Here is a 25418-nt window from a genome sequence, read left to right as displayed (position 1 = left end):
AAGATTCGGGCGTGGGGCACGCACCGGTGATTCCATATGAGGCACCTGCGAACCCTGGCCCGTTCGCAGGCGCGGTGCCGCCTAGACCGCGACCATGTTGCGAGCCTGCACCCTGGTTTGCATGCGCAGAAGGCGCTCGGCGGCGGCAGAGACCGGAACCGATGTGCCGCGTTTCGGCAGCGTGAAGGCCGGCAGCGCCTCAAAAGCGGGCCTGGCCAGCAGATAGCCCTGCATGAAGCGCACACCGCAATCACGCAGGATATGGAACTCTTCGACTGTCTCAACGCCCTCAGCGATGACGCGAATGTTGAGCGTGGAACAGAGTTCAAGGATGGCGCAGACGATCTTGCGGGCGCGAGGACGCTGCCCAAGGCTGCGGATGAGCGACATATCCAGCTTGATCGTGCTGGCGGCCAGATCGGCGAGCAGGTTCAAATTGGCAAAGCCTGCACCGAAGTCGTCGATGGCGAACTCGAAGCCATTGCGCCGGTAGTCGTCCGCGATGGACTGCAGGTGCTGCGGATTGCGCACCTCTTCGCGCTCGTTGATCTCAAAGACGAGCAGGTTCTGCGGAAATCCGAAGCGCTCCGCGACGCGGAGGGTGTCCGGCACGCTGGAACCGTCGACATAGATCGCGCCTGGCATGAAGTTCGTGGCCAGCTTCACGCCCTGCTCCGGCAGATCGAGCCGGCATGCAAGCTCGATGGCTCGCGAACGGCAGCAGTGATCGAACACATACCGGTCTTTCAACGGAACCGCTGAAAACACAGTGCCCGCCGGCTCACCGTTCGGTCCGCGGGCAAGCGCCTCATAAGCGTAGACGCGCTCCTGATCCACGTCCACAACAGGTTGGAACGCCATGCTAAACGGCACAGGTTCATAACAATGGCATGTAAGCAGCTCTGTAGCCATCACTCTCCCTCGACTTTCGTGCAACCCGAACTCGGCAGACAAAACGCGGTCATGGACCGCAATCACAATGCAACTCTCAGAGGAGAAATCACCGCGTTGCGTTGTGCAAGAGGTCTGCCCGTAAAGTTGTAGGGCCGAAAACCAACGGCTTACACGTTGAATTTGAAGAAAAGAATGTCGCCGTCCTTGACGACGTACTCCTTGCCTTCGCTGCGTAGCAAGCCTTTTTCTTTCACGGCCTGCTCGCTGCCCAGGCGGAACAGGTCGTCGCAGTTGTAGGCGTCGGCCTTGATGAAACCGCGTTCAAAGTCGGTGTGGATCACGCCCGCGGCACCCGGGGCTTTGGTGCCCTGGCGGATGGTCCATGCACGTACCTCTTGCACGCCGGCGGTGAAGTAGGTGATGAGGCCGAGCAGGCGGTAGGCGGCGTGGATGAGGCGATCGAGGCCGGGCTCGGTGAGGCCCATGTCTGTCAGAAACTCATTGCGCTCGGCGGGGTCGAGCTGGGCGATCTCGGCTTCGAGCGCGCCGCAGATGCGAACGACCTGGCTGCCCTCTTCGGCGGCTCGCTTTTCGACTGCGGCGGTGTGTGCATTGCCTTCTTTCAGGCCGGCCTCGTCCACGTTGGCGACGTAGAGCGTGGGCTTCATGGTGATCAGGTGCAGGTCGCGCGTGAACGGGCGCTCTTCGTCGGAAAGATCGGCGGAGCGCGCGGGCCTGCCTGCGTTCAGAGCGTCCAGCAGCTTGGTCGTGGCGCTGAACTCGAGCTTGACCTTGCTGTCCTGCGTATTGCGCGCGAGCTTTTGCACCTTTTCGTGGCGCCTGGTCACCGTCTCCAGGTCGGCCAGCATGAGTTCGGTGTTGATCACGTCGATGTCGGAGATCGGATCGACCACCCCGGCGACGTGGATCACTTCGGCATCCTCAAAGCAGCGAACGATGTGCAGCGTGGCATCGGTGGAGCGGATGTTCGCGAGGAACTGGTTGCCGAGGCCCTCGCCCTTGCTGGCGCCCGCGACCAGGCCGGCGATGTCGACGAACTCCATGGTCGTCGGCACGATGCTGTTGGGCTTGACCAGCTCGACGATTTTGTTGAGCCGCTCGTCCGGCACAGGCACGATGCCGATGTTCGGCTCGATGGTGCAGAAGGGGTAGTTGGCAGCGACCGCCTCCACACTGGTCAAGGCGCTGAAGATGGTGCTCTTGCCCACGTTGGGCAAACCGACGATTCCGCAGTTCAAAGGCATACCTGTCTATTGTCGCGCACTAGGAACTTGCACTGATTCGAAGGGAACGCTTCGCCGTTGCTCCACAGGACTGGCGCTGCTAGGCTCTGCGGATAGAAGCGATCAACTTGCCGGAGCCCATGACAATCGCAGAAGCGCAGAATGATGTTTGCCGGGCATACGTTGACGGCGGCCCGGGCCAAGTCGTTTCAGGCGTCGTATGGCTCGCAGCCGCGACGGCCGTGTATGCGCGGGGCATCAGCGTTGGCTTCGCGGTTTTGTTTGGCGGAGGCGTGCTGATCTTCGGAGTCACCACCGTGATCTGTCGGTTTGTGTTCGGCCGCGCGCCCATGAATGCCGCCAATCCGCTGGGCAGGGTTGTGCTTGAAAGCACGATCGCCATGATGGGCGGCTTGTTCGCCGCATGCCTCTTCCTTGGGTTGCGGCCTGCCATGGTCTTCCCTGTCGCGGCGATTGCGGTCGGCACGCACTATGCTTCGTTCCGGACCGCATACGGAAGCGCTCTTTTCTGGGTGCTGGCAGGGCTACTTACGGCCGTGGGGTTCTTTGGAGCTTTCGGACTGCTGCGCAACACTGCTGTCCTGGCGCTGACGGTTGGTTTGATTGAGATTGTCTTTGGCTGCTTCGTGACGCAGCGCGCACTGCGAAGGGTAGACCCGACACGTTGTTAGGTGAGCAGCAACGCGGTGGAGCCAGGCACACTCCTATGCATTGGCTGTTGCAGACATGCGATGGCAGAGCTTCCCCAGGAGAAATACCGATGCCATTGATGGACGTACTGCTCGACGAGATGCGCGACCTGTACAGCGCGGAGAACCAGCTGGTCAAAGCGCTTCCGAAGCTGGTGAAGGGCGCGAACGACCAGAGTCTAAAGTCCGGACTGAAGAACCATCTGGAAGAAACAAAGAACCAGGTGTTGCGTTTGCGCGAGGCCTTCGGCCATTTGGGCAAGAAGCCAACCGGCCAGCACTGCAATGGCATGGAAGGCTTGGTGGAAGAAGGCCAGGACGCGCTGGAGAAGGACGAAGAAGGTGCGAATAAGGACCTGTGCATCGTTGGCGCGGCGGCGCGCGTGGAGCATTACGAGATTGCCGGATACACAGTCGCGATCGCGCTTGCGAAGGGCCTTGGCCTGAAGGAAGTTGCGGCGCTGCTGAACGAGAATCTGCAGGAAGAGGTCGCGGCCGCGAAGACACTGTTCGCCAGTGCCAAGCCACTGCTGAAGCAGGCGGCCAGCGAGGACGACGCGCACGAGAACGAAGAAGAGAAGAAGCCGAAATCCGCGAAGGAAAAGAAAAGTGAGAAGGAAAGTCAGGACGATGAGCAGGAAGCTTCGTCTGACGTGAGCAAGACGGGCAAGTGACCCGGACCGCAGTTTTGCTAAGAGTCCCGGCCGCAGTGCCGGGACTTTTTGCGTGCGTCCAACCCACGCGACCCCGGCGCTGCTAGGCTGGTGTCCGCAGCCCCCAAGGAGATTCCATGTTGATGAAAAAGTTTGTAGTTGCCGCGGCACTGGCCGCCGGCGTTTGTAGCCTGACCTATGCGCAGGACATGCCGATGAATCACGGCGGCATGAAGATGGACAGCAAGGAAAAGCCGCGGCTTAGTCCGCACCAGATGGCCGATGTCGACCTAACCGGCACGAAGATCCACGTTGCCTATGGTGCGCCGTCTCTGCGAGGCCGCAAGATGGTCGGCGGCATTAATCCCTACGGCAAGGAATGGCGAGTGGGCGCGGATGAGGCGACCAGCTTTGAGGTTTCCACGGATGTGCTGGTGAACGGTACCAGCGTGCCCGCAGGTAGTTACACCTTATTTGTGCTGCCGACGGCGGAGAAGTGGACGCTGATCATCAGCAAGAAGACAGGCGAGTGGGGCATTCCCTACCCCGGCCAGCAGTACGACTTTGCGCGCGTGGACATGAGCAAGGCCAGCCTGCCTTCACCGCAGGAGCGCATGAGCATCGATTTTGAAAAGACGACGGCGTTCAAGACAGAAATGCACGTGAAGTGGGATCGCGACAACTATTTCGTGACGGTGCAGAAGAAGAAGTAGGCTGCTGCGGAGTTGCGGCCGCGGGTTGTGCGAGCGAGCGTGCCCGCCTTGAAGAAAATGCGGGTTTCTCCACTCCGCACGTGCAAGAAGCCGCACGTGCTCCGGTCGAAATGACAGGTCTGTGGTGAAGTGAAACTTGCATTAGAAATAGAAAGCCCCTGCTGCGGCGGGGGCTTTGTATTGGCTTCCTGAGCGGCGATCTGGAGCGGGAGACCGGGATCGAACCGGCGACATTCAGCTTGGGAAGCTGACGTTCTGCCACTGAACTACTCCCGCGCGTTCCAAGGATAGCACCGGGCGCGCCTGACAAATCTGCGCGCCGTACCATGCGGCGGGTGATCGCGAACGAGTAAAGCCGAGGTGTATCCCAGTCTGGTTCCACCGGTCCGAATCGGCACTGCCGAATGGCATTTGCGACCCTATACTTCGCCTAGCAGACGCCACGGCGAGGCGAGGAGAACCCGTACCGATGACCACCACACCTATCAGCGTAGACGAGTTCCAGGCACTGGAACAGCGCGTGTTGCGCACCGTTGAACTCATCCGCAAGGAGCGCGAACTGCGCTCCACCGCCGAGCAGGAGAACTCGGCGCTGAAAGAACTGCTGGATCACGCCTCCAGCGAGAACACGCAGCTGAATAGCGAGATCGCCGCGCTGCGCGACGAACGCACGCAGGTGAAGAGCCGCGTGGATGCCATGCTGCAGCAGATGGACGAAATCCTGTAGCGTCCCAAGCCTGCGAAAGAAGATCGATGCCTCAAGTCACCAATGCTACGACCGCTTCGGTCGAAATCTACGACCAGGTGTACCACTTGCGCGGCGTGGACCCCGACCACATCGCGCGGCTGGGTGCGCTGGTCGATGGCAAGATGCGCGCGGTGAGCGCACACGGAGCCACGGTCGATTCCCTGCGCGTGGCCGTGCTGGCGGCGTTGAACATTGCGGACGAGCTGACCGAGCTGCGCGCCCGCCATCGCGAGCTGGTCGCCTCGCTGGACCGCAGCGAAACGCACACGCGTAGCCGCGCGTCGTCGCTGGCCAACATGCTGGACGAGGCGCTGGCGGACGAGTACCTGGATCGCATCGCGGGTTAGCTCATTCAAACCGCTTGCCGCGCCTAAGCCGGCAGCGATACAGTGCGGCCATGCGCCTTGCACGGTTTGCTGCCGCCCTGTTGTTCTCTGCCACGACGCTTGCCGCCGGGCAGGCCACCAAAGCGGCCTATGAAAGTGATCCTGCTTTCCAGAAGCAGAGGGCTCAGGCGCAGCTTTTCGAAAAGCAGCGCAGCAATGTGCTGTTTGCCGCAGATGCCTGGCGCAAGGCGAACAAACTGGCCGGCAACCAGTGCATGGAGTGTTATCTGCATGTGATCCGTGTGCTTGCGGAGCTGGGCGACACCAAGGGCGCGGTCAGGGAAGCCACGGCGATGGAGGCCGCCGCGACCACGCCTGAGGACAAGGCCAATGCGGAAACGATGCAGGGCCGCACGCTGCTGTACGGGGCCGGCGATGAGAAGTTTAAGCCTGCCATGCTGGAGCAGGCACATGCCGCGCTGACCAAGGCGTACGCGACCGATCCGGCAAACCGTGTGGCGTCTTTTCTGGACGGCATGGCGTTGGCGCGCCTGGACCGGAACGCCGAGGCCAGCACGGCTTTTCGCGCCTATGCGGAGCATGCGCCGGACGGTTCCGCGATGAAGCTTCGAGCCGAGCACTTCGCGGAGAACCCGGAGTTGGCACGGCACAAGACCGCACCGCCCGTGGTGGTCACCACGCTGGCGGGCAAGCGATTCAACCTGGACGACATGCATGGCCGTGTTGTGCTGATCGACTTTTGGGCAACGTGGTGCGGTCCGTGCAACCAGGAACTGCCGCACATGCAGAAGCTGGCGAAGAAGTACGCCAACGATCCATTCGAAGTGATCAGCATCTCCTGGGACGATGACGAGGCCAAGTGGAAGGACTTTATCGCCGCGCACAGTATGACGTGGAACCAGTACCGCGATGCGAACCACTCGTTGTCCACGGCGTTCAGCGTTAATGCGATTCCACACTACTTCACGATCGATTCCGATGGTGTACTGACGGCGGAGAACGTGGGTTCAGGATCGATGGCAGACAGCCGTATTGACAAGCTGGTGCAGCGCGCCCGGGAAGCGCAACGTGAGCGGGCCGCGAACGCCGCAACGGTAGTTCCAACGGGCACGAAGTGATCGCTTGAGAGGCTGCTCAGAATGTCGCGATCTTTTCTGTGCGATAGGTCGAGACGACGCTCAGGATGGCACTTCTCTGCCAAGCGACGCTACACCGGAACGGTAGCCTTCTAAAGCAACCCACTTAGCTCCAATCGAGCGTTCGTCAAGAGCCGGTCTGCGGGGTCGTTGAACTCTTCCAGCGGAGGTGGTACGCCGAAGGAGATGCGGGTGGGTGCTTCCTTGCGCACGGCGTGGATGGAGCCGGGGTAAACCGTGTGGAGGCCGTAGCGCTGGTTGATGCCGTCGATCGCCTGGGTGACGCGGTCGGCGGGCTCGTCCGTGCCGGTGTGGAAGAGGCCGGGCTGCTCGGCGGACCTGAGATCGGCGAGAACGACGGCGAGGTCGCTGGGCGTGAGCGTGGGCGACTTGTCGTAGAGCATGGCCATGTATGCCTGCAAGCTCCATGCGTCAGTGGTCGGCGGGATGCGGATGACAGCATCGTAGGCCCGGCCGTTCTGATAACCAACCTGCAGGCCGACGGCACGAGCGCAGAATCCGCCGCGACGCATCTTGCGGGCTGTGCTGAGCAGCAGTTTGATGGCGATGGCGCGGGCGGTTTCGCGGCTGCGGGCGTGAGGCGCGAGGATGTGCTGGCGGCTGAGTGACTGCCGCGGTTGTGGCTTCAGCTCGGGCAGATCTTCACCACGCAAACTGAGCCAGAGCCGGTCGCCCAAGACGCCACCCCACAGGGCGGACATGCGCTCGCGGGAGAGTGCGCACAACTGCCGAGTGCCAGTGATGCCGGCGGCGCGGATACGCTTTTCCATGCGGCGGCCGATGCCTGGAATGTCAGAAAGGTCGAGGCAGTAGAGCGCCTCGGGCAAGGTGTGCTTTTCAAGGACCATGAGACCGTCCGGCTTGAGCATGTCTCCGGCGACCTTGGCCAGCAGGCGGTTGGGGGCGAGGCCGATGGAGCAGCGCAGGGTGCGACCGACCTGGCGAATTTGCTGCTTGATGGCGTAGGCGAGCTCGACAGCACATTCCAGTTCGCGTTCGCGGCCGATCAGGCGAATGGCGAATTCGTCGCAGGACATGACCTGCTCGACAGGCACATGCTGCTGAATGGCATCGAGCAAGCGGTGGTGCAGCTCGACGTACAAGCGCGGCCGGGCGTTCACCACCTGGAGGTGTGGACAAAGGAGGCGCGCCTCCGCGAGGCCGATGCCGGTGCGAATGCCATAGGCCTTGGCCTGACTGCTGACGGCGATGCAGCAGGTCGTTTCGGCCTCGACCGGGACGACGACCACGGGCAAGCCACGCAGGTGCGGCTGCAGCTCCTGTTCCGCGCCGGCGAAGTAGGAGTTGAGGTCGAGAAACATCCAACCGATGTCACGGGGCGGCATAGAAGCAGCATAGGAGAAGAAAAGACGAAGAAGCAACTGCGGCATGCTCTTCCTTTGTGGATTTCGGGGGGGCGTTGTGTGAGCAAGGGCCGTTTCCACCGGACCTGATTTGCAAATGCCGCGAGCGGCGACTAGCATCCGCAATAGAAGACCGGCCTGCAAAGCAGGTGTGGGAATAACGCTGGTTGAACCAACATTCAGTGAACCGGGGTCTGGCTCGTATATATGGCTCGGTGTGCAATGTCCGCCAGTCCGGAATGCCTAAAGAGCCACGGCTGGATCCCACCGTCTTAGACGGGTTCACCGGCGCTTCCTGCACGGCCCAGCGGGTCGGTCTTTGCTTTGACTGGAACAGTGACGGCACCGCGACGTTAATACTGCGCAGGCGCTTACGGTCCTGATTAAACTGGTGCGGCACGTCCGAGGGGATCACGATGAGCCGCCTGTCCTGTTTCGCTTTCCTTCCCGCATTGCTGCTCTGCGTAGCCCCTGTTGCCGCGCAAACGCCTGCTGCCCAGGGCAAGCCTGCCGCCCCGCCGAGTGTGGCGCAGATCGCCGCCGTGACTCCGCAGGCCGTGGACCCCGTGCTGGTCAAGCCCGTGGACCAACTGACGCCGGAGCAGATTGCCGGAATGCAGAAGAGGCTGGCCGACTGGGCGAACCTGCATCAGTTCCGTGAGGACAATGACCGGCTGCCACCGCCGGAGCCGGGCCGCGTTGTCTTTTTCGGCGACAGCATCACCATCGCGTGGAAAGAGCGCGACAACAACGTTTTCTTTCCGGGCAAGCCGTACCTGAATCGTGGCATCAGCGGACAGACCACGCCGCAGATGCTGCTCCGCTTTCAGCAGGACGTGGTCGCTCTGAAGCCCGCGGCAGTCGTTGTCCTTGCGGGGATTAATGACATTGCGGGCAACACCGGGCCATCGACCCTGCAGATGACGGAGGATAACTTCCGCTCCATGATCGCGATCGCGCAGGCAAACAACATTCGCGTGATCGTGTCGAGCGTGCTGCCCTCCAGCAACATGCCCTGGCGCAACAACATGAATCCAGCCCAGCAGATACGCGACCTGAACAGATGGCTTGAGCAGTACGCGGCTTCGCATGGGTGCACGTGGCTGGACTACTACTCGGCCATGGTGGACAAGCAGGGCGGCATGAAACCCGGCTTGTCCAAGGACGGCGTGCATCCCACGCCCGCTGGTTACGCCGTGATGACGCCGCTGGCGCAGGCAGCCATCGACCGCACGCTGCGAGGCGATCCGGCAAGGTAAGCCGGTGTTCGCTCACCGCCGCTGAGGAACCACACCGTATTCCTTTGCACAGACGAGGAAGCGCCGCCCTGCTATGGTCAAAGCGATGCTTCGCGCGATCAGCACGCATGTCTTCCTGCCGCAGCGCCTGCACGCGGGCCTGCTGGACGCCCTGGTTGCCGGTGGCGCGCAGTCGATCGAGCTGTTTGCCGCGCGGCACCACTTCGACTACACCGACCGGGCAGAAATGAAGGAACTGGCGGCCTGGTTCCTGTCGAATGATTGCCGGGCCACGCTGCACCAGCCGATCTTTGAGGCGAGCATCGGGATCGGGCACTGGAGCCGCCACCAGCCCGCCACGCTGAACCTGATCGACCCGGACAAGAGCCGCCGCATCAGCGCCATGGACGAGGTGAAGCGCGCTCTGGATACCGCCGAACAGGTGAACATCGATTCCATTGTGTTGCACCTGGGCGGCAGGGACGACAAGTGGAATGAGCGATCGCTCGACCTGTCCATCACGGCCATCGAGCACATCAAGGCGTTCGCGCACCCGCTGGGCGTCCGAACGCTGGTCGAAACGCTGCACAACGAGGTCACAACGCCCGAGCACCTGCTTGAGATTCTGCGGGCGGGTCATTTCGATACCGTAGGCGTGTGCCTGGACGTAGGTCACATGAACCTGCCGGGCATGCCGCCGCTGAACGAGGCGTTTGAGATTTTAGGGCCACGCATCGCTGAGCTGCACCTGCACGACAATGGCGGACAGCGCGACGAACACTGCTGGCCCGGCGAAGGCAAGCTGGACTGGAATGTGGTCCGGGACGGCATCGCGGCCGTGTCGCAGGAGGCCAAGGGTGTGCTGGAGATTCGCTACGAGCCCGAGCTGCCAGGCAAGGTCGTGAGCGAACAGGCTGCCAAGGCATTTCGTCTGCTTGAAAGTTAGAAGGAGGAGCGTACCCGGGGCGCGCTGATCGCGTGCGGGTTCGCTTACTTTCGCGTTGCTACGGGCTCCCCGTGCCGCATTTCATCGCTTCCTGCACCATGGACGCGCGTGGCTTCGAAGTTGCGCAGCCTCCATAACCCGTCCGCACCTCGGCTATACACGCGGGTATAGCGAAAGATGCCGCTCACCGGGATGTTGTCGAGCTTGCCCGTGACATCGGCTGTGGTGACCACCACGGCGGACGAGGTTTGCACCCGTATTTTGCGGTCCGTGATGTTGATGCGGCTGAACTGATGTTCGTGCTTGCCGATTCGCCGCAGATACTGCTGCTTGTCAGACAATGTGCCGTTTGCGGAAATGCCGAGAAAATCGTCCGCCAGAAATCTTTCCAGCGTGCCGGTGTCGGCGGCCAGCAGCGCCGTGCGAATCTGGTCATCGACCCGCAAAACCTGCTGCTGATCCCCGTGGCCGGGGCGATGCGGGCGGATGCTGAGGGCCCGCGCTGCGGGGGCCAGCAATACCAGCACAGCCGGGCACAGCAGTGCCAGGCAGAGCAGACGTATCAGGCCGGATTGGGTGCGAAGCTTGCCCATGGCGTAACGCATCGTACTTCGCTTTACTGCGGCGCGTCAAAGGCCAATTGGTGGTACACGCATTTCCGTGCCCCCGTGCGACTATTCCACCTCGACCAGTGTTTCGCTGGTGCGCTCACGCACCTTGCGATAGAGCCCGTTTGTTGCGTACTGGTCGAAGTGCTGCGAGCTGCGATGCGCCTCCAGGGCGTCCGCATCGCGATACTGCTCATAGATCACAACCGTATTTGGCTCATTTTCAACGTAGTGGGTTACGTAGTTCACGCAGCCAGGTTCCTGCCGCGATGCCGAGCCCAGGTTGCGCAGCATCTCGCGTACTGCAGCCTGGTCCTCCGGCGCAAACTTCATCCGAACCGTAAACGAAATCATTTGGGAGCCTCAAAAAGATGGTGCAGTTGCGACAGATGGGCGCCGGCGGTCAACCGCCAGTCGCCTCAGTAAACGCCGGGACGCTGTAGGTCTCGTCACGGTCGGGGCCAGTGCTGACCATGCCGACACGCGCGCCGGAGTGCTTTTCAATGAACTCAAGATAGCTTTGCGCGGCCTTGGGCAAGTCGTCCAGCGACTGCGCACCGACGGTGCTCGCCTTCCAACCCGGCAATTCCTCATAAACCGGCTCGATCTTGTTGAAGCCGGGCATGTCGGCTGGAATCAGGTCCGTCTCCTCGCCATCGATGCGGTAGTGCGTGCAGACCTTGATGGTGTCGAGCGTGTCCAGCACGTCGAGCTTGGTGATGACCAGCCACTCCGTGCCGTTGATCATATTGCTGTAGCGCAGCAGCGGCAGGTCGAGCCAGCCACAGCGGCGCGGCCGGCCGGTGGTGGCACCGAACTCCTGGCCGCGCTCGCGCAGCTCTTCGCCGGCTTGGGTGCGGTCCTCGGTCGGGAATGGTCCCTCGCCCACGCGGGTCACGTATGCCTTGGTGACGCCGATCACGGTGCCGATGCTGGTCGGACCGATGCCCGTGCCGATTACCGCGCCACCCGCCGTTGCGCTGGAGGACGTGACGAACGGATAGGTGCCGTGGTCGATGTCGAGCAGCGCGCCTTGCGAACCCTCGAACATGACAGATTTCCCGTCACGAATCGCATGGTTCAGCAGCACCGCGGTGTCGGTGACGTAGGGCGCAATCTGGTCGGCGTACCGCGCGTATTCGTCGTAGATCTTCGCCGGGTTCAGCGGCTCCGTGCCGAAGAGCGCGTGCGCGATCTGGTTCTTTTCATGGCAGGCATTGGTAATGTGGGTACGCAGCAACGCCGGGTTCAGCAGGTCGACGACGCGGAGGCCGTTGCGGTGGACCTTGTCTTCGTAGGCGGGGCCGATGCCGCGGCGCGTGGTGCCGATCTTGGTGCGGCCCGGCGCGGTTTCGGCCGCCAGCTCGATCATGCGGTGGTACGGCAGGATGACCTGGGCGCGGTTCGAGACGAACAACTGCCCGTCAATCGGCAGGCCGTTCGCCTTGAGCATGGCAATTTCCTGCAAGAGCGCCGCCGGGTCGACCACGACTCCGTTGCCGATGACACCCTGGCAGCCGGGGCGCAGCACGCCGCACGGTACCAGGTGCAGCACAAACTTTTTACCGCCGATGATTACGGTATGCCCGGCGTTGTGGCCGCCCGCATAGCGCGCCACCACGCCGTAGCGCTCGCTCAGCACGTCCACGATCTTGCCCTTGCCCTCATCACCCCACTGGGCGCCAAGGACGACGGCGGTCTGCTTTCTGTTCACGAACGGATCTCCAAAAAATCTGAGCGAGAGGCGGCGTTGAGTAGCGTTGCTCAGGCGAATGCCCGGCGAACTCTCACCCGTTCATTCTATACTTCGCGTCGCGCTGCTCCAGTTGCGCGATGATGACGACAGCATGACGCGAGAAGAACTCAGCTTCGAAGCGTATGTAGTGCTCGGGAACGCGCTGCACCTGCTGGTGACGGGTATGCGCGGCGAAGAGCAACAGCGGCTCGGCCTGCCCATGGACGATCTTCGACGCCTGCACGCCGCGCTGGAACCGGTACGCGCCAATGAAATGCTTGGCGCGTTGGAACAACTGTCCCAAGCCGATCGCACGCTGCTGGCCGAAGCGGTTGGTGTTTGCGAGCGGGTTGCAGAGGAACAGTCCGAGCACCTGCTGGGCGCTCCGGCTTCTGTGCGAGACGAGGTCACCCGCGCGTTACTGCATCCGACGCAGGAAACCGGAGGGCTTGCATGATTACGTCGCATCCGGGACCTGCGTGGTATCAGAAGATGGCAAATGCGGATCGACCTGGCTGCTGAGCACTCGGTGGATCAGCGGACATCAACACCTCGGCGGCTAAAGCCGGGCGCGCAAGGGTCTTGTTCTACCTCGGCGGCTAAAGCCGGGCGCGGGAAGCTCTTGTACTATCCTGGCGGCTGAGCCGATCCAGAGCTCGTTTATCTGCCGTTGATCCTGTCGATGCGGAGACGCACGCCGTGGGTGGGACGGAGTGTGATGCTGGGGCTGATGGCGATGTGCTCGGGGGCACCGGGCTCTGGTGTGAAGCGCCAATGACGGGCGAGCATGGCGAGGACGAGGGTGCCCTCCATCCACGCGAGGCCCTCTGCGATGCACTGGCGTGAGCCGCCGCCGAACGGGAAGTATGCGTAACGCGGGCGGCCCTGCTTGGCTTCGTCGGTGAAGCGGCCGGGGTCGAAGCGGTCAGGGTCCGGCCACCAGCGCGGGTCGCGGTGCACGGCAAATTGCGGAGCGTTGAGCGCGGCACCCGCTGGAATCGTAAAGCCGGCGACCTGGTACGGTTCGGCGCACATGCGCGCGGTGACCCAGACGGGAGGATAAAGGCGCATGGCTTCCGCGAAGACCTCCGTCGCGTACTTGAGCTGCGGGTAGTCGTCGGCGGTTGCGGGGCGGTCTTCGCCGAGCACGGCCAACGCCTCGGCTCGCAGTCGTTCCTGCGTCTCTGGGTGGTGCGCGATCAGGTGCAGCGCGAAGCTGAGCGCGTTCGCGGTGGTTTCGTGGCCGGCGAGGATGATCGTCACGCATTCGTCACGGAGCTGCGTGTCGTTCATGGTTGCGGCGGTCATCTCGGCTGCGCCGTCCTGGGCATCGGTCGCATGCAGCAGCATGCTCAGCAGGTCGCCGCGGTCGCGCGGGTCGCGGCGGCGCTCCGCGATGAGTCCATAGATGAGGTTGTCCAGGTAGCGCTGCCCAGCCCGCAGCCGCCGCATCGCCGGCAAAGGCGACGCCTGCACCAGTCTTGAGAACGGTACAAAAGTCAGCGGCATGAAGTACATGAAGCTCGATACCGCCGACTCCATCGCATGGAGGTCGGCGATCTCGTCCAGGTCGAAGAGGCATTTGCCGACGATACGGAGAGCGAGCTCCAGCATTTCGCGGTGCAGGTCGAGCACGGTGCCGCTTTGCCAGCGGCGCATCATTGCATCGGTGCGGCCCGCGATGACGCCGGCATAACCGGCGATGCGGCTGCGCAGAAAGGCAGGCTGCGCAAGTCGGCGCTGCCGCATGTGCAACGGCTCCTCGCTGGTCAGAAGGCCGTTGCCCAGAACGTCGCGGCTGCGCTGCATGACCAAATTGCGGTGATGGTGCGGCGCGTCGGTGGTGAAGAACTCGGCGATGAGATCGGGGTGGTTGAACTGGTAGAAGTGCCTGCCTGCGATCACGTAATGCGTCAGGTCGCCGTACTCGCGCGCGACGGATTGCATGAACTCCGCCGGTTTCTGGCGGTGCGCGGTGCCGAAGATCTGGCGCGTAAGCACGCGTGCGAAGAGCCGCGGTCCGTCGGGGTAGCGGCTGTCCCGCGGGCTGGTGCGAATGTCGGGCGCGGTGCTCACCTGTCCAGTGTTGCACCCTTGGTTGTCAGCTGGTGAGGGCGTGATTCAATCTGCGCGCGGCTGTTCCACTGCGGGCAAAAAGCAGGTCCTTCCCCCTTCGATAAGCTCAGGGTCAGAATGACATCGCTTTGCGGGGAGCGGGTGCCAGACACGCACGTCAGTCATCCAATGAACGATGCCTGAACTTCCCGAGGTCGAAACGGTCGCGAATGGCGTAGACGCGCGCGTTCGCGGCCAACGCATTGAGCGCGTCACCCTTGGCACAAAGCCCGAGCCGCTGAAGTCGCCCGCGCAGGTGATTGAGGAAACACTGACCGGAGCGCGCATTACGCGGGTACACCGCGTCGGCAAGACGGTGGTGATCGACATACAACGCCAGAACGACGCCGCCGCGCAGGTGACCGTACACCTGGGCATGACGGGACGCCTTCTGGTCTCGCAGGCGGACGTTCCCGTGCCGCCGCACACCCACGCCATCCTGCACCTGCACGACGGGCGCGAGGTGCGTTTTGTGGATCCGCGGCGGTTTGGGCGGATCGGCATCGTCGAATCGGAAACAGGCTACGCCGGCCCCGGCAAGGAGCCGACCACCATCGACCCGGACGCGTTCGCGAAGCTGTTCAAGGGGCGCAAGACGCCGATCAAGTCCGCCCTGCTGAACCAGTCGTTGCTGCACGGGGTGGGCAATATCTATGCCGATGAAAGCCTGTTTCGCGCGGGCATCCGGCCCAAGCGCCACGCCGGACGGCTTACCCGCGCCGAGCTTTACAAGCTGCACGGATCATTGCAGACCGTTCTGAAGCACGCCATCGAACTGGGCGGTTCATCCGTGTCAGACTACGTGGACGCGGATGGCGTGCGTGGTTTTTTCCAGCTGGAACACCGCGTGTACAGCCGGACCGGCGAGCCCTGCCGGGATTGTGGTCAGCCGATTCAGCGCATCGTGATCGGCGGCCGCTCCACGCACTTTTGCAAGCACTGCCAGAAATAGCCGCGCGTCTATCGCACGTTCACCGTTTGGGTTGGCACCGGCGCGTGACTCGCAGATGGCGGCGCGAACGGATCGTTCTCGCCGCTGTTCGTTCCCGTCGAGGTCACGTCCACCACGCGGTACCCGCTTGGTGGCGCAAACAGCTGCACCGGCGGCTCGGCGCGCTGCACATTCAGCACCGTCACAATCTGCTCGCCCGTGCGCGGATCGTCGTGTTTCTCAAGCATGATCAGGTGCAGATCCTGCGAATACCAGTATTCGTCCGTGATGACGCCCGGCTTGGCCATAGTGGACATACCTGGGCTGACTGTGCGCGTGCGGCGCATGCCGTGCACGGTAACGCCGCTCATCGTCGACTCACCCAGGTCGGTATCGGTAGCCCCGGCCACTGGCAGCGTAAACGGCTTCCGCTCTGTCAGTTGCCGGGCCGAAAGCGTGATGGATTGCGCCACATCGCTGCGCGGACCCCACGTGATGCTGACACGTGTTTGGGGGTCATACACGTGGCTTGACAGCAGCCGTGGCAGCCCCTGATACGACACACCCACCAGTATGCGGCGCTCGTTGTAAATGCTGCCGTTGGAGGCACGAGCGATGTGATTCTCGGTTTTGCGCAACTCCGTGGAACCATCCGGCAGGATGCGCATGCTGCTGAGGTCAACGGTGGCTGTCATCGGAAGGTTGGGAATTGGCGTGACAAACACACCACTGACGTTGGTCTGCACACCGCCATACTGCGGCGGGATCGTGGAAGTCGTCACGCCGGCGCTTTGTGCGCGCACTGCCGGCACTACAGCAATCGCCAGGACTACGAACGGAAGCGAAAGAACACGGTGCATGCTGGTGGCCTCGCGGCAGCAGTTTACGCCACCGCGCGACCGAGAGCCAGCACATCCAACCCAGTTACTGTGGCTTCTTTTCCTCGCTCGGCGAGTAGCTTTCTTTCTGTCTACGCGTGATGGCATCCACGTCGTCATCGTCGCTGGGTGCGGGCTTTTGCGGTGCGCGCTGTGGCACGGCGAAGGCCTGCTTCAAGCCTTGCTCGGCCGCGGCCTGCACATCGGACTGGATGCCGGGCACGGCCAGCGCCGCCTTGTACTCCGCAACGGCCTTGGTGCGGTCGGGCTGGGCAAGCGCCGTGTCGTACATGCGGCCCAGGTACACGTGCGACCACGCGACGGTGCGCATGTCCTTGCCGTTGGCCACGATCTTTTCAAAGGTGTCGAAGGCTTCCTGCGGCTCGCGCTGCATCAGGTGCAGCCGCGCCATCACGTACATGGCTTCGGGCGAATCAGGGTGCGCGGCAAGCTCCTTTTCCGCCAGGTCCGCGGCACCCGCGCGATCGCCTTGCTGCAGCTTGCGCTCGGCCTGGTCCATTGCCGTAAGCGGCGCCTGCTTCAGCGCCTTGCCGCGGCGGGTGGTGCTGCCGCCGGAGCCGCTGACGCCGACCAGATCCGGGCTGCCCTCCGGGAAGAACGCGATCTTTTTGTCGCGGCCCGCTTCCGCCGGCACGTCCATGCCGTAGACCAGCTCACCCATGCTCTCTTTCAGGCTGATGCCTTCGCGGTCCTCTGTGGAAAGCTTGTCGTAGAAGTATTGCGTGAGCACCCAGCCCGAGCGCATGTCGCGGATCACCTGCTGCCGGCGCACCACTTCCGCGCGGCGCTCATAGTCGGCCAGAGCGATGTTGAATCCTGCCGGATCGAAGCGCTCCTTGCCGTTCGCCTTGCGCGACGGCCTCTCGATGCCCGTCTCCATGGTGCGCGCCTCGATCGCCTTGATCAGGCACTCCGTCATGAACGCGTTGATGTCGTTTTTGTACAGAAAGTCGATGGGTGCGTCCTGCACCGTTTTCAGGATCGGCATCAGGCGGCTGGTCGCCGAGGCTCGCGCGTAGATGATCGGATCGATTTCGTAGAGCAGGTAGATGTGGCGCAGCTCTTCGAGGTGCAGGCCCGCCTTGCGCATGGCTTCCGTTTTGGCATCAGGCTGTGGCGTTGTCGCGCTCAGGACCACGAAGTAGTCGGTGCCGTAGATGCGAGCGTTCGCCGCTTCCGGACTCAGCATCGGCTCCAGCAGAACCAGGAAGCGGCGGCCGTCATACACCGTAGCCGGCTGGTGCAGATAGGCGTTTGTCTCCAGCAGCATGCGCGTCACGGTGTCGTGCACCTGCAGCACGGCGCGTTCGTAGTCGGGGCGATGCTCGACAAAGATCGCGTGCAGGTGGATGGTCGCAGCCCAGGTGCGCAACAGTGGAAGCACGTTGTCGACATTCAGAGCGTCCGGCGGCATTTGGTTTTCCGCATAGCTCAATTGCAGGTCCGGCGTGAGGAACAGCGCCACCGACACGAACTGCGCCAGGTTCTGCGCGCCCGCGAGCTGGTGCGCCTGGATGTAGCCACAGAGAGCGCGCTGTGCCGGCAGGCCGCCATCCACGTTCTCCACCTGCTCGGCCATCTCATGCCGCACGGCAGCCCGCACGGGCAGGCTTTCGCGCAGGCCGGCGTCGTAGCCGCATGCATTCAGCGCGGCGGCGACGGTAAACATCTGCTCGCTGGTTTCAAGCGTGACGGCGGAGCCCGCCGCTTCCACGCCGCGGCGCTGCACGGGCGCGGGTTGCGCCGCGTCCTGATTGGAAGAGCTGGAGACCTGCGCGGCCGCCGGCGCGGCGAGCAGCGCGGCAGTGACAACGATGCGGGCAAATAACTTCACAGGGATTCGACGGCTCCCGCCCCAATCGGGCGCTAGAGAAGTGTATGGGAAGGAGCTGCTTTGGGTCCGACCGGCCATGACCGCTGCCGTCAGGGCCCGCTGTTTTCCACTGCCCGGTCAAACCGCGACAACGGCAACCCGTGACGCGGTTCTGCTTATTGTGACGTACTCCGTTCGGACCCGGCAGAGCGCCCGCTGCTCCATCTAACAAGGGAAAGAAGGGAGCCACCATGGCGAAGCAGGAAGAAGGAACAGGTAAGCACAAACACAAGAGTGCCGAGGAGCCTTTCGCGCACAACGAAGAGACGGGTAAGAAGGGCAAGCAGCAGGCCTCAGGCGGTGAAACAGACGGCAAGACGAGTGGACGGCGCGCATCGGGCAGCACCGATGGAAATGGCAGCAGCAGCAAGCAGACGTCTGGCAGCGAGTCCGGCGATCTGAAGTCCCGCGAGTACACCGATGCGCAGGGAAATGTGCATCACCACACCACGAAGTACCAGGAACAGCATCGCGGTCAGTAAGCGTTTCATCCATCGATGAACGAGGAACCTGGATTTCGGGGGCAGACTCGGTAGTCCGTGTAGCCGTTCCGGCGTGGCCTTAGCCATGCCGGGACGGCTACAATTCGTTGGCTGAAGCTAATTTCTCTTACATTGCCAGCAAAACGAAGGTACAGACGATCTGTTCTGTCCAGAGCAGTTTGCCGGATGTTTATCCGTGCACTTCCACGTCAGCAAATGTGAGTACAACCGTGCCACGCACCGGTTCGCCGAAGAAGCTGGCTGGCTTGAACACGCTGCTCAGCATGCGGTCGCGCAGGGCTGCATCGGATGCCGGAGTCAGCTTCCCGCTCAGCACGCGATAGTCATACACGCGGCCCGCGCTGTCAACCTTGGCCTGCACCGTAAGCGGGGCCTGGTCGGCCGACGCCACGACACGAGACGCACTGTCTGCCGAGTACAGGTATCGCGGCGCGGAGAAACCGAGCAGCGGTATATCGTTCGCCTCCACAGCCTGCTGCGGCGTGACCGCGCCCAGCGTGACGCCGACGCCAAGCACCACCAGGAATGCCGCAGCGGCGATGGCACCCGGCATGGCCAGCGGCCGCAGCGTGTTTTCGTGCAAGAGGTGCAGCTGGTGCCGGAGCCGGCCCGACAAGCGCCGGTCCGCACGCACCCGCTCATGGGAGATCGCCAGGCGAAGCCGAAGTTGCAGGTCGCCCGGCGCGGCAACGCTGCCCTGCACCGCACGCAGCGCCTCGTCCGTCATCACACGTTCGCGATTGGTCTCATCCAGCCAGATCGTGGGCTCGGCGGAACGCTCGGCGGCGCGTTTACTCAGAAGGTGTGAAAGGAAGTTCATCGGCCCATCCCCTTCGATGTTGCAACGCGACCGGCCGATTCGGCACGCGGCATCTTCTTCGGCAGTGTTCCATTTCCGGAAACGTGGCCCGCGGCGGCACCCCACTCTGGCAGTCGTTGACTCAGCAGGTTGCGCAGCGCCGCGCGGCCGCGAAGCAGCCGGCTTTTGACTGTGCCCATGTTGATCTCCAGAATGGCCGCAATCTCGTCGTAGGTCATGCCTTCAATCTCCCGCAGGATGACCACGGTCCGAAAATTCTCCGGAACCTCACTCAAGGCGCTTTCCACCACGGCGCGCAGCTCCGCGCGGCGTGCCAGCTCAAACGGTCCATCGCGCGTGTCGGCCAGGCTTTCGCGTAACGGAAACCAGCCGTTCTCAGACTCCTCGGACGTGTCGCCGTCGATCGTCACTTCCTGCCGCTTGTGGCGTGACCACCAACGCTTGCTGTTGCTGCTTTCGTGCAGAGCGATGCGGTACATCCACGTGCGCAGACTGCAATCGCCATGGAAATTGCGAACCGAGCGGAAAACCTTGATGAAGACGTCCTGCGCAATGTCCGCGGCATCCGCCGGGTTCGGCAACGAGCGGGCAATCAATGAGTACAGTGGTGCGCTGTATTGCGCGATCAGTTGCGCAAACGCCTCCTCCGACCCGGCCTGCAACGCGGCAACCAGCGCTGCTTCTTCCGGGTGGCGCGAGGACGCCTCCGCCGGACCCGCGAAGGTATCGAGCGGGTCGGCATGGATGGAACGCACCAACGAGCTTTGCAGCGGGTTCACGATTACGGCTCCCACGGTCCTGCTCCCTTCACATTACGGCGCGCAACGCACGCCCGGCAATGGACGCTGACGGCCTTTGCCGTCAACACTGCAAAAACATAACCACCGCCGGCGGTGCGGAGTGCTCTCGCTCACTCTGATGGCTTAGACACCGGGCACGCGGCCCTTTGTTCCCGTAGTCATTCGTAATTACGCGGCGGTGAAGGGCGTGCTGCGTCGCATGAGGAACCACAACCAATTGTTCCGGCCTGGGTTTTGACTTGGTGTTCGGCGTCGGCACCCGTGCTCTTCAGCGAATGTGAACCGGAGCCAACGTTGAGGAGCTGCCCGCTTTCGAGGTGGGTGCTTCAAACCTCAGCAGGAGTTCCCTTGATGCGCAATACACTCGCAATTACAGCAATCGCGGCATCTCTCGCGACCTGTGCCCCCATACTCGCCTCTGGCCAGGTCTATGTTCGTGTCGGCCCACCGCGGCCGGTGTACGAGCGTCGGGGACCGATGCCCGGCCCGGGTTACGTCTGGCACCCCGGTTTTCAGCGTTGGGATGGCGGCCGTTACGTCTGGGTTCCAGGCAGCTATGTGGTGGCGCCGCGGCCGCGCGCCTACTGGGTACCGGGCAGATGGGTCAACTCACGCCGCGGCTACTACTGGCGTGAAGGTTACTGGCGCTAACCACGCTACGAAGCACCATAGCGACTCGCCGGTTTGACGTGGCTCGTCAAACCGGCGAGAATCAAACCTTGAGTGGGCCTGTGGCGCAGCTGGGAGCGCGCTTCCATGGCATGGAAGAGGTCATCGGTTCGATCCCGATCAGGTCCACCAACTACCCCACATCTGCTGCAGGTCTGCGGAAGTCGCAACGCAACGGTTTTGCCGTGCTGGCATGCGGCTTGCCGCACAGATAGTGGCTGCGGAAGCATTCCCCGCACAACGATCCTGCATGCTCCTTTCGCTGAGGCGATCTGAGCGGACATGAGGCAGCATCGTCCGCCCGCGCCAGTTGGCTCGTCACAGCCGAACCTGCAAAGCGATGAAGCTCCGCTCCGTGTGGAGTTTTGGTTTCTGCTGGCCCTGACGGGCATTGCAACGGGACTGGTTGGGGGCCTGTTGATGCGCCTGCTCTGGGCGACGCAGCACCTTGCTTTCCATTACGCAAGCGGTGAACTCGTGGCCGGGGCGAGTCAGGTCTCGAGCTTCAGAAGGGTAATGGTGCTGCTCGCGGCCGGCCTACTCGCAGGCGGCGCAGGTCTGCTCGCGAGCCGTTTCCGAGGCGACACCGACCTGGGCGGGGCTGTGTGGACGAGGTCGGGCCGATTGCCCGTCGTGAAAGCTTCCATCCGGGCGCTGTACTCCATCGTTGTCGTCGGCATGGGCGCGGCGGTCGGACGTGAAAATGCCCTGAAACAGGCAGGCGGCATTGTTGCAAATCTTGCATCAGCCTGGCGACGCCTGCCCGATGAGCAGCGCCGTTTGCTGGTCGCCTGCGGAGGAGGCGCGGGCATGGCCGCAGCCTACAACGTGCCCCTGGGCGGGGCTCTCTTTACTCTCGAAATCCTGTTGGGCTCGTTTTCCCTGCGAGCTGTGCTGCCGGCGTTTGCCGCTTCGTTCCTGGCGACCTGGGCGTCGTGGTTGCTTCTGCCGAATCAGCCGACATACCAGCTTTCCTACTCATCGCACCCAATCTCGTCCGTCATGTGGATCGCTCTGATCGGACCGGTCTGCGGCTTGTTCGCTGTTCCTCTGGTTCGGTTGTTCGCATGGGCAAAGTCTGCCAAACCCAAGGGCTGGCAGGTCGCCGCGATGCCTGTGCTTGCCCTTGCGGTGCTGGGTGTCATTGCGATCGAAGTTCCGGCAATGCTGGGGAACGGCAAAGACGTCGTGCAAATCACCTTCACCACAGGGATGGGCACGCTTTGGATCGTGGTCCTGCTGTTGCGGCCACTGATTACCGCAACGATTCTGCGCAGCGGGGTGCCGGGCGGCTTATTCACGCCAACCATGGCGTTTGGCGCCGTCGCCGGGCTGCTTTTCGGTCGCGCATGGAGCGCTGTTGCGCACATGCCCATCGGAGGAGAACAGCATCTGTTTGCATTCCTTGGTGCCGGTGCGGTGCTTGCCGCCGCAACGCAGGGACCGGCCTCTTCCCTGGCCTTCATGCTGGAGCTTACGGGTGTGGACCAGACGTTGGTGGTGCCGCTTTTGCTTGCCATCGTTTCCGCAACTCTCACGATGCGCTTCTTTGAGACGCGGTCCATCTACTCTGTAGAAGTGACATAGCTTGCGGAGGTGTTTCGGCTGGCAGCAGGCTTGCTGACCCGACTTATGGTTTGTTCGTGATGCCGGCCTCGTCGACCTTCAGGGTTTGATCAGCGGACACGTTCTTCAATGTTTGAATGATGCCGCTCGGCCAGCGGATCTCTACGCTGTTGATGACCTGGTCCGAGCCGAGACCAAAGTGCGCACGCTTGTCGCTGGAGGAAAGATACGATCCGGCGGTAGATACGGTCACAAACTGCGAACCCGATTTGGTGGTGATCTTGATCGTGGCTCCGATCCCATCCCGGTTGGATCGATGGCCCACCAGAAGCAAGCTGATCCAGTGGTTCGTAGGGGTCGTCTCGTTGTGCAGGATGTGCGCGAGACCGCCGTTCGTTGCGACCACGGCATCCAGTCGCCCGTCGTTATCCAGGTCGCCGATGGCCATGCCACGTCCCACCCACGGCTCCTGAAAGACGCTTCCCGCCTCGCGCGAAACGTCAACAAACTTGCCGTTGCCTTCGTTGTGGGCCAGCAGCATGGGTTCTTTGTAATGGAGTTGCGGATAGTTCAACTGCACTGTATCCAGATCGTGGCCTTGGCTTACCAGCAGATCCTTCAAGCCATCATTGTCATAGTCGAGGAAGTGAATACCCCACCCAGAGTGGAGCAGCGTCATGCGTGCCAAACCCGAGACGTACGTTTCGTATGTGAAGGAACTGTCTCCGTTGTTGCGGTAGAGAGCATATTTTTGATTCGCCAGGTTGGTAATCACCAGGTCAGGAAGACCATCGTTGTTGTAGTCCTGAAAATCGATGCCCATGCCGGCATAGGTCCGACCGTCGCTGTCGACCGCAATCTCCGCGGTCAGCCCCATCTCTTCGAAGGTGCCGTTCCCCTGATTGCGGTACAGGAACTCGAGCATGGAGTCATTTGCGACAGCAAGGTCCACCTTGCCGTCTCCATCGAAATCCGCCAGCGCGAGGCCAAGGCCCTTGCCGGGCTTCAGTCCGATCGCCTCGCCGACTTCTTTGAATGTTCCGTCGCCGTTGTTGTGGTACACCAGCGGCCGGATCACGGGGAAGATGTCCGGGTGACAATAGGCGCGATAGCCCTCGCGATGCTCGCCGCACCACACATCTTCGAAGTCCCAAACAACGTAGCGCAATACCACCAGATCCAGGCGTCCATCGTTGTCGAGGTCGACCCACATGGCAGAGGTCGACCAGCTTTGCCCCGGTGTGGTGGGACCGCCCGTACCGGATTTTTCCGTGACGTCGGTAAAGGTGCCGTTGCCGTTATTGCGGTACAGGTGGTTGCCGCCATATGACGTGACGTACAGGTCTTCGTAGCCGTCGTTGTCGTAGTCGCCAACGGCGGTGCCCATGCTGTAGCCCGCGCCCTTCAGGCCGGCTCGTTCCGTCACGTCTTCGAACGTGCCGTCTTTTTTCTGGTGAAATAGACGATTCCAGTCGGCGGGCGAAGCCTTTTGGGGGACGGTTCCCTTCGGTGCTGGATTGGGGATGGGTGCGCCGTTGGCAAAGAAGATGTCGAGCAAGCCATCGTTGTCGTAATCGAACACGGCAACGCCGGAGCCCATCGTCTCAATCAGGTACTTCGTTGAGGTGTGGTACGCCTGTCCTTGAAAATGGACCCCGAGTTTCTCGGCAGTATCAGAGAAATGCGGAGCGATCGTGGGTACGCTGGGCGCGGTTTGGGCGCGAGCATTACAGAACAGAGCGGCCGCCCAAACAAGCAGGACCAGAAGAGAGCGGTTTGACGAGATCATGCGTGTGCGTCCGCCGTAACGGGCTGCCGGAATGATACCGCCTGCACGCGGGAGTGTCATCGTGCTCACGGTTGAGCGATCGGGGCACCTTTGCCCTGCTGCTTGTCGGTCAGTTCCACGGCCTTGTCCAGTTCCTGCTGCGCCTGCGCCTGCTGCCCGAGCCGGCGCAGCGTGAGGCCCAGGTAGTAGTGCGCCGGCTGGTACTCGGGCGAGACTGTAACGGCGCGGGTCAACGACCGCTCGGCATCCGCATACTGCTTTTGGCGATAGGCGAGAATTCCCATCCCTGTAAGTGCGCCGCCGTGCGCGGGCATCCGTTGCAGCGTTATCTGGAAGTCGTCACGAGCTTCGTCTTCGCGGTTCGCGTCCAGAGCCATTTGACCGAGTTGGTAGTAGGACTCGCCCTGAACCGGCTGCAATTCGATCGATTTGCGAAATTCTTGCGTGGCGGGCTCGACGCGCTGCTGCATTTGGTAAATGCGGCCGAGGCCGTAGTGTGCAGTAGCGTCCTCGGGCCGCTGCCGCAGATAAACCTGAAACTCCTTTTCGGCGGCGGGAAAGTCTTGCTGGTCCATCTCAACGCGTCCGAGCGCGTAGTGCGTCGTGGCATTTCCTGGTGCGATAGAGAGTGCAGCGTTCAGGGCGTCCTTCGCGATCTTGAGCCGCCCCATCGACTGTGCCTGGACACCAAGATCGGTCAGGAGCGTAGCGTCGCCCGGAAGCACAGAAGCGGCATGTTGCAGTGTCTGCAGCGAGGCTTCCGCGTTCCCGGCCCCTCGGTAATGAAGAGCCAGGGCCACGGCGGCTTTCTCCTCGCCTTCGCGCGCCGCAGTGTCGCCAGGAGAAATCTGAAGCACCGATTCAAACCGCTCCATCGCCTCCGGCCAATGACGCCGCTGGAGAAAGAGGGACCCGAGCGAATCATTCGCGGCGGTGGAATGGGGAGCGATCTCGAGAGCCATCCGCAACAGTTCCTCCGCCTGAACTGTATTACCAGCTTCGCTGTTCCGCCGCGCTTCCAACACCATTGCTTTCACCTTGGCGTCGGTTGCGTTCGGAGACGGCGTAGTCTGCCCCTTGGCTCCTGCGCAGCAAA

General features: G+C 62.4%; 26 protein-coding genes, 2 tRNA genes and 1 other RNA gene. 14 read left to right on the top strand and 15 right to left on the bottom strand.

What is annotated here, in order from left to right:
- Positions 1-81 precede the first annotated feature (81 nt).
- Together ACOFKT_RS00885 and ychF are read right to left on the bottom strand one after the other, a co-directional pair.
- Positions 82-861: an EAL domain-containing protein gene (locus tag ACOFKT_RS00885; RefSeq protein ID WP_419805566.1), complete on the bottom strand. Its 780-nt coding sequence runs from the start codon at positions 859-861 to the stop codon at positions 82-84.
- 200 nt (positions 862-1061) lie between these two features.
- Positions 1062-2159: a redox-regulated ATPase YchF gene (ychF, locus tag ACOFKT_RS00880; protein ID WP_419805565.1), complete on the bottom strand. Its 1098-nt coding sequence runs from the start codon at positions 2157-2159 to the stop codon at positions 1062-1064.
- Positions 2160-2278: 119 nt separating this feature from the next.
- On the opposite strand from ychF, the gene ACOFKT_RS00875 reads away from it, so the two are divergent.
- The 3 genes from ACOFKT_RS00875 (at position 2279) to ACOFKT_RS00865 (ending at position 4214) form a co-directional block, all read left to right on the top strand.
- Positions 2279-2830 (top strand): DUF7010 family protein, encoded by a 552-nt coding sequence (locus ACOFKT_RS00875; protein WP_419805564.1) that lies wholly within the window; start codon positions 2279-2281, stop codon positions 2828-2830.
- An 89-nt stretch (positions 2831-2919) separates the two neighbouring features.
- A complete protein-coding gene (locus ACOFKT_RS00870; RefSeq protein ID WP_419805563.1) occupies positions 2920-3522 on the top strand; it encodes a ferritin-like domain-containing protein in 603 nt (200 codons plus the stop codon).
- A gap of 116 nt (positions 3523-3638) precedes the next feature.
- Positions 3639-4214 carry a DUF2911 domain-containing protein gene (locus ACOFKT_RS00865; protein WP_419805562.1) on the top strand — a complete coding sequence of 192 codons (576 nt, stop codon included), beginning with the start codon at positions 3639-3641 and terminating at the stop codon, positions 4212-4214.
- Positions 4215-4415: 201 nt separating this feature from the next.
- Here the strand turns inward: ACOFKT_RS00865 and ACOFKT_RS00860 are convergent.
- Positions 4416-4490 (bottom strand) — tRNA-Gly (locus tag ACOFKT_RS00860).
- Positions 4491-4683: 193 nt separating this feature from the next.
- On the opposite strand from ACOFKT_RS00860, the gene ACOFKT_RS00855 reads away from it, so the two are divergent.
- Genes ACOFKT_RS00855 through ACOFKT_RS00845 form a run of 3 tightly spaced genes read left to right on the top strand, consistent with a single transcriptional unit; the run spans position 4684 to position 6427 of the window.
- The gene (locus ACOFKT_RS00855) at positions 4684-4941 is read left to right on the top strand and encodes a hypothetical protein (protein ID WP_419805561.1); all 258 of its coding nucleotides are present in this window, start codon (positions 4684-4686) and stop codon (positions 4939-4941) included.
- A 26-nt stretch (positions 4942-4967) separates the two neighbouring features.
- On the top strand, positions 4968-5309 hold the full coding sequence (locus tag ACOFKT_RS00850; RefSeq protein WP_419805560.1) for a cell division protein ZapA: 342 nt from the start codon (positions 4968-4970) through the stop codon (positions 5307-5309).
- A gap of 50 nt (positions 5310-5359) precedes the next feature.
- A complete protein-coding gene (locus ACOFKT_RS00845; RefSeq protein ID WP_419805559.1) occupies positions 5360-6427 on the top strand; it encodes a TlpA family protein disulfide reductase in 1068 nt (355 codons plus the stop codon).
- A gap of 110 nt (positions 6428-6537) precedes the next feature.
- Here the strand turns inward: ACOFKT_RS00845 and ACOFKT_RS00840 are convergent, their stop codons facing one another.
- Entirely contained in the window at positions 6538-7857 is a 1320-nt protein-coding gene (locus tag ACOFKT_RS00840) for a DNA polymerase (protein ID WP_419805558.1), read from the bottom strand.
- A 105-nt stretch (positions 7858-7962) separates the two neighbouring features.
- On the opposite strand from ACOFKT_RS00840, the gene ssrS reads away from it, so the two are divergent.
- The 3 genes from ssrS to ACOFKT_RS00825 all read left to right on the top strand — a co-directional run bounded on the left by ssrS (position 7963) and on the right by ACOFKT_RS00825 (position 10014).
- Positions 7963-8148: non-coding RNA, 6S RNA (gene ssrS / locus ACOFKT_RS00835), on the top strand.
- Between the two features lie 98 nt (positions 8149-8246).
- Positions 8247-9089, top strand: coding sequence for an SGNH/GDSL hydrolase family protein (locus tag ACOFKT_RS00830; RefSeq protein ID WP_419805557.1), 843 nt, complete (start codon positions 8247-8249; stop codon positions 9087-9089).
- Between the two features lie 85 nt (positions 9090-9174).
- Complete coding sequence (locus ACOFKT_RS00825; RefSeq protein ID WP_419805556.1) at positions 9175-10014, top strand: sugar phosphate isomerase/epimerase family protein; 840 nt, start codon at positions 9175-9177, stop codon at positions 10012-10014.
- A 44-nt stretch (positions 10015-10058) separates the two neighbouring features.
- Here the strand turns inward: ACOFKT_RS00825 and ACOFKT_RS00820 are convergent, their stop codons facing one another.
- The 5 genes from ACOFKT_RS00820 to ACOFKT_RS00800 all read right to left on the bottom strand — a co-directional run bounded on the left by ACOFKT_RS00820 (position 10059) and on the right by ACOFKT_RS00800 (position 14433).
- On the bottom strand, positions 10059-10619 hold the full coding sequence (locus tag ACOFKT_RS00820) for a nuclear transport factor 2 family protein (RefSeq protein WP_419805555.1): 561 nt from the start codon (positions 10617-10619) through the stop codon (positions 10059-10061).
- A gap of 69 nt (positions 10620-10688) precedes the next feature.
- Complete coding sequence (locus ACOFKT_RS00815; protein ID WP_419805554.1) at positions 10689-10976, bottom strand: putative quinol monooxygenase; 288 nt, start codon at positions 10974-10976, stop codon at positions 10689-10691.
- A gap of 49 nt (positions 10977-11025) precedes the next feature.
- A complete protein-coding gene (locus ACOFKT_RS00810; protein WP_419805553.1) occupies positions 11026-12336 on the bottom strand; it encodes an adenylosuccinate synthase in 1311 nt (436 codons plus the stop codon).
- Positions 12337-12409: 73 nt separating this feature from the next.
- A complete protein-coding gene (locus tag ACOFKT_RS00805; protein ID WP_419805552.1) occupies positions 12410-12730 on the bottom strand; it encodes a hypothetical protein in 321 nt (106 codons plus the stop codon).
- Between the two features lie 287 nt (positions 12731-13017).
- Positions 13018-14433, bottom strand: a complete 1416-nt coding sequence (locus ACOFKT_RS00800; RefSeq protein WP_419805551.1) for a cytochrome P450 — start codon at positions 14431-14433, stop codon at positions 13018-13020.
- A gap of 175 nt (positions 14434-14608) precedes the next feature.
- On the opposite strand from ACOFKT_RS00800, the gene mutM reads away from it, so the two are divergent.
- Positions 14609-15424 carry a bifunctional DNA-formamidopyrimidine glycosylase/DNA-(apurinic or apyrimidinic site) lyase gene (gene mutM / locus ACOFKT_RS00795; RefSeq protein WP_419805550.1) on the top strand — a complete coding sequence of 272 codons (816 nt, stop codon included), beginning with the start codon at positions 14609-14611 and terminating at the stop codon, positions 15422-15424.
- An 8-nt stretch (positions 15425-15432) separates the two neighbouring features.
- On the opposite strand, the gene ACOFKT_RS00790 is transcribed toward mutM, so the two are convergent.
- Positions 15433-16263, bottom strand: coding sequence for a hypothetical protein (locus tag ACOFKT_RS00790; protein WP_419805549.1), 831 nt, complete (start codon positions 16261-16263; stop codon positions 15433-15435).
- Between the two features lie 64 nt (positions 16264-16327).
- Positions 16328-18136, bottom strand: coding sequence for a tetratricopeptide repeat protein (locus ACOFKT_RS00785; RefSeq protein WP_419805548.1), 1809 nt, complete (start codon positions 18134-18136; stop codon positions 16328-16330).
- A gap of 230 nt (positions 18137-18366) precedes the next feature.
- On the opposite strand from ACOFKT_RS00785, the gene ACOFKT_RS00780 reads away from it, so the two are divergent.
- Positions 18367-18657 carry a hypothetical protein gene (locus tag ACOFKT_RS00780; protein ID WP_419805547.1) on the top strand — a complete coding sequence of 97 codons (291 nt, stop codon included), beginning with the start codon at positions 18367-18369 and terminating at the stop codon, positions 18655-18657.
- A gap of 190 nt (positions 18658-18847) precedes the next feature.
- Here ACOFKT_RS00780 and ACOFKT_RS00775 read toward each other — a convergent pair whose 3' ends face one another.
- Entirely contained in the window at positions 18848-19498 is a 651-nt protein-coding gene (locus ACOFKT_RS00775) for an anti-sigma factor (protein WP_419805546.1), read from the bottom strand.
- Entirely contained in the window at positions 19495-20292 is a 798-nt protein-coding gene (locus ACOFKT_RS00770; protein ID WP_419805545.1) for a sigma-70 family RNA polymerase sigma factor, read from the bottom strand. Before ACOFKT_RS00770 ends, ACOFKT_RS00775 begins: the two co-directional genes overlap by 4 nt.
- Before the next feature lie 357 nt (positions 20293-20649).
- Here ACOFKT_RS00770 and ACOFKT_RS00765 point away from each other — a divergent pair, with 357 nt between their 5' ends.
- The 3 genes from ACOFKT_RS00765 to ACOFKT_RS00755 all read left to right on the top strand — a co-directional run bounded on the left by ACOFKT_RS00765 (position 20650) and on the right by ACOFKT_RS00755 (position 22554).
- Positions 20650-20949: a hypothetical protein gene (locus ACOFKT_RS00765; protein WP_419805544.1), complete on the top strand. Its 300-nt coding sequence runs from the start codon at positions 20650-20652 to the stop codon at positions 20947-20949.
- 74 nt (positions 20950-21023) lie between these two features.
- A tRNA-Ala gene (locus ACOFKT_RS00760) sits at positions 21024-21099 on the top strand.
- Positions 21100-21249: 150 nt separating this feature from the next.
- The gene (locus ACOFKT_RS00755) at positions 21250-22554 is read left to right on the top strand and encodes a chloride channel protein (protein ID WP_419805543.1); all 1305 of its coding nucleotides are present in this window, start codon (positions 21250-21252) and stop codon (positions 22552-22554) included.
- 43 nt (positions 22555-22597) lie between these two features.
- Here ACOFKT_RS00755 and ACOFKT_RS00750 read toward each other — a convergent pair whose 3' ends face one another.
- Positions 22598-24382, bottom strand: a complete 1785-nt coding sequence (locus tag ACOFKT_RS00750) for a CRTAC1 family protein (RefSeq protein WP_419805542.1) — start codon at positions 24380-24382, stop codon at positions 22598-22600.
- A 5-nt stretch (positions 24383-24387) separates the two neighbouring features.
- On the bottom strand, positions 24388-25284 hold the full coding sequence (locus ACOFKT_RS00745) for a tetratricopeptide repeat protein (protein WP_419805541.1): 897 nt from the start codon (positions 25282-25284) through the stop codon (positions 24388-24390).
- Positions 25285-25418: the final 134 nt, after the last annotated feature.

The sequence above is a fragment of the Terriglobus sp. genome (assembly GCF_965201105.1).
In the GTDB taxonomy this organism is placed as follows: domain Bacteria; phylum Acidobacteriota; class Terriglobia; order Terriglobales; family Acidobacteriaceae; genus Terriglobus.
Note: the sequence above shows the minus strand (reverse complement) of the source record. Positions and strands in the feature narration are given on the sequence as shown.

Excerpts from the sequence above, each read along its gene's own strand:
- ACOFKT_RS00775 (WP_419805546.1), bottom strand. The coding sequence starts at position 19,498 with ATGAACTTCCTTTCACACCTTCTGAGTAAACGCGCCGCCGAGCGTTCC.
- ACOFKT_RS00875 (WP_419805564.1), top strand. The coding sequence starts at position 2,279 with ATGACAATCGCAGAAGCGCAGAATGATGTTTGCCGGGCATACGTTGAC.
- ACOFKT_RS00850 (WP_419805560.1), top strand. The coding sequence starts at position 4,968 with ATGCCTCAAGTCACCAATGCTACGACCGCTTCGGTCGAAATCTACGAC.
- ACOFKT_RS00865 (WP_419805562.1), top strand. The coding sequence starts at position 3,639 with ATGTTGATGAAAAAGTTTGTAGTTGCCGCGGCACTGGCCGCCGGCGTT.
- ACOFKT_RS00885 (WP_419805566.1), bottom strand. The coding sequence starts at position 861 with ATGGCGTTCCAACCTGTTGTGGACGTGGATCAGGAGCGCGTCTACGCT.
- ychF (WP_419805565.1), bottom strand. The coding sequence starts at position 2,159 with ATGCCTTTGAACTGCGGAATCGTCGGTTTGCCCAACGTGGGCAAGAGC.
- ACOFKT_RS00870 (WP_419805563.1), top strand. The coding sequence starts at position 2,920 with ATGCCATTGATGGACGTACTGCTCGACGAGATGCGCGACCTGTACAGC.
- ACOFKT_RS00815 (WP_419805554.1), bottom strand. The coding sequence starts at position 10,976 with ATGATTTCGTTTACGGTTCGGATGAAGTTTGCGCCGGAGGACCAGGCT.
- ACOFKT_RS00745 (WP_419805541.1), bottom strand. The coding sequence starts at position 25,284 with ATGGCTCTCGAGATCGCTCCCCATTCCACCGCCGCGAATGATTCGCTC.
- ACOFKT_RS00855 (WP_419805561.1), top strand. The coding sequence starts at position 4,684 with ATGACCACCACACCTATCAGCGTAGACGAGTTCCAGGCACTGGAACAG.
- ACOFKT_RS00830 (WP_419805557.1), top strand. The coding sequence starts at position 8,247 with ATGAGCCGCCTGTCCTGTTTCGCTTTCCTTCCCGCATTGCTGCTCTGC.
- mutM (WP_419805550.1), top strand. The coding sequence starts at position 14,609 with ATGCCTGAACTTCCCGAGGTCGAAACGGTCGCGAATGGCGTAGACGCG.
- ACOFKT_RS00755 (WP_419805543.1), top strand. The coding sequence starts at position 21,250 with ATGAGGCAGCATCGTCCGCCCGCGCCAGTTGGCTCGTCACAGCCGAAC.
- ACOFKT_RS00845 (WP_419805559.1), top strand. The coding sequence starts at position 5,360 with ATGCGCCTTGCACGGTTTGCTGCCGCCCTGTTGTTCTCTGCCACGACG.
- ACOFKT_RS00825 (WP_419805556.1), top strand. The coding sequence starts at position 9,175 with ATGCTTCGCGCGATCAGCACGCATGTCTTCCTGCCGCAGCGCCTGCAC.
- ACOFKT_RS00765 (WP_419805544.1), top strand. The coding sequence starts at position 20,650 with ATGCGCAATACACTCGCAATTACAGCAATCGCGGCATCTCTCGCGACC.
- ACOFKT_RS00750 (WP_419805542.1), bottom strand. The coding sequence starts at position 24,382 with ATGACACTCCCGCGTGCAGGCGGTATCATTCCGGCAGCCCGTTACGGC.
- ACOFKT_RS00790 (WP_419805549.1), bottom strand. The coding sequence starts at position 16,263 with ATGCACCGTGTTCTTTCGCTTCCGTTCGTAGTCCTGGCGATTGCTGTA.
- ACOFKT_RS00780 (WP_419805547.1), top strand. The coding sequence starts at position 18,367 with ATGGCGAAGCAGGAAGAAGGAACAGGTAAGCACAAACACAAGAGTGCC.
- ACOFKT_RS00820 (WP_419805555.1), bottom strand. The coding sequence starts at position 10,619 with ATGCGTTACGCCATGGGCAAGCTTCGCACCCAATCCGGCCTGATACGT.
- ACOFKT_RS00840 (WP_419805558.1), bottom strand. The coding sequence starts at position 7,857 with ATGCCGCAGTTGCTTCTTCGTCTTTTCTTCTCCTATGCTGCTTCTATG.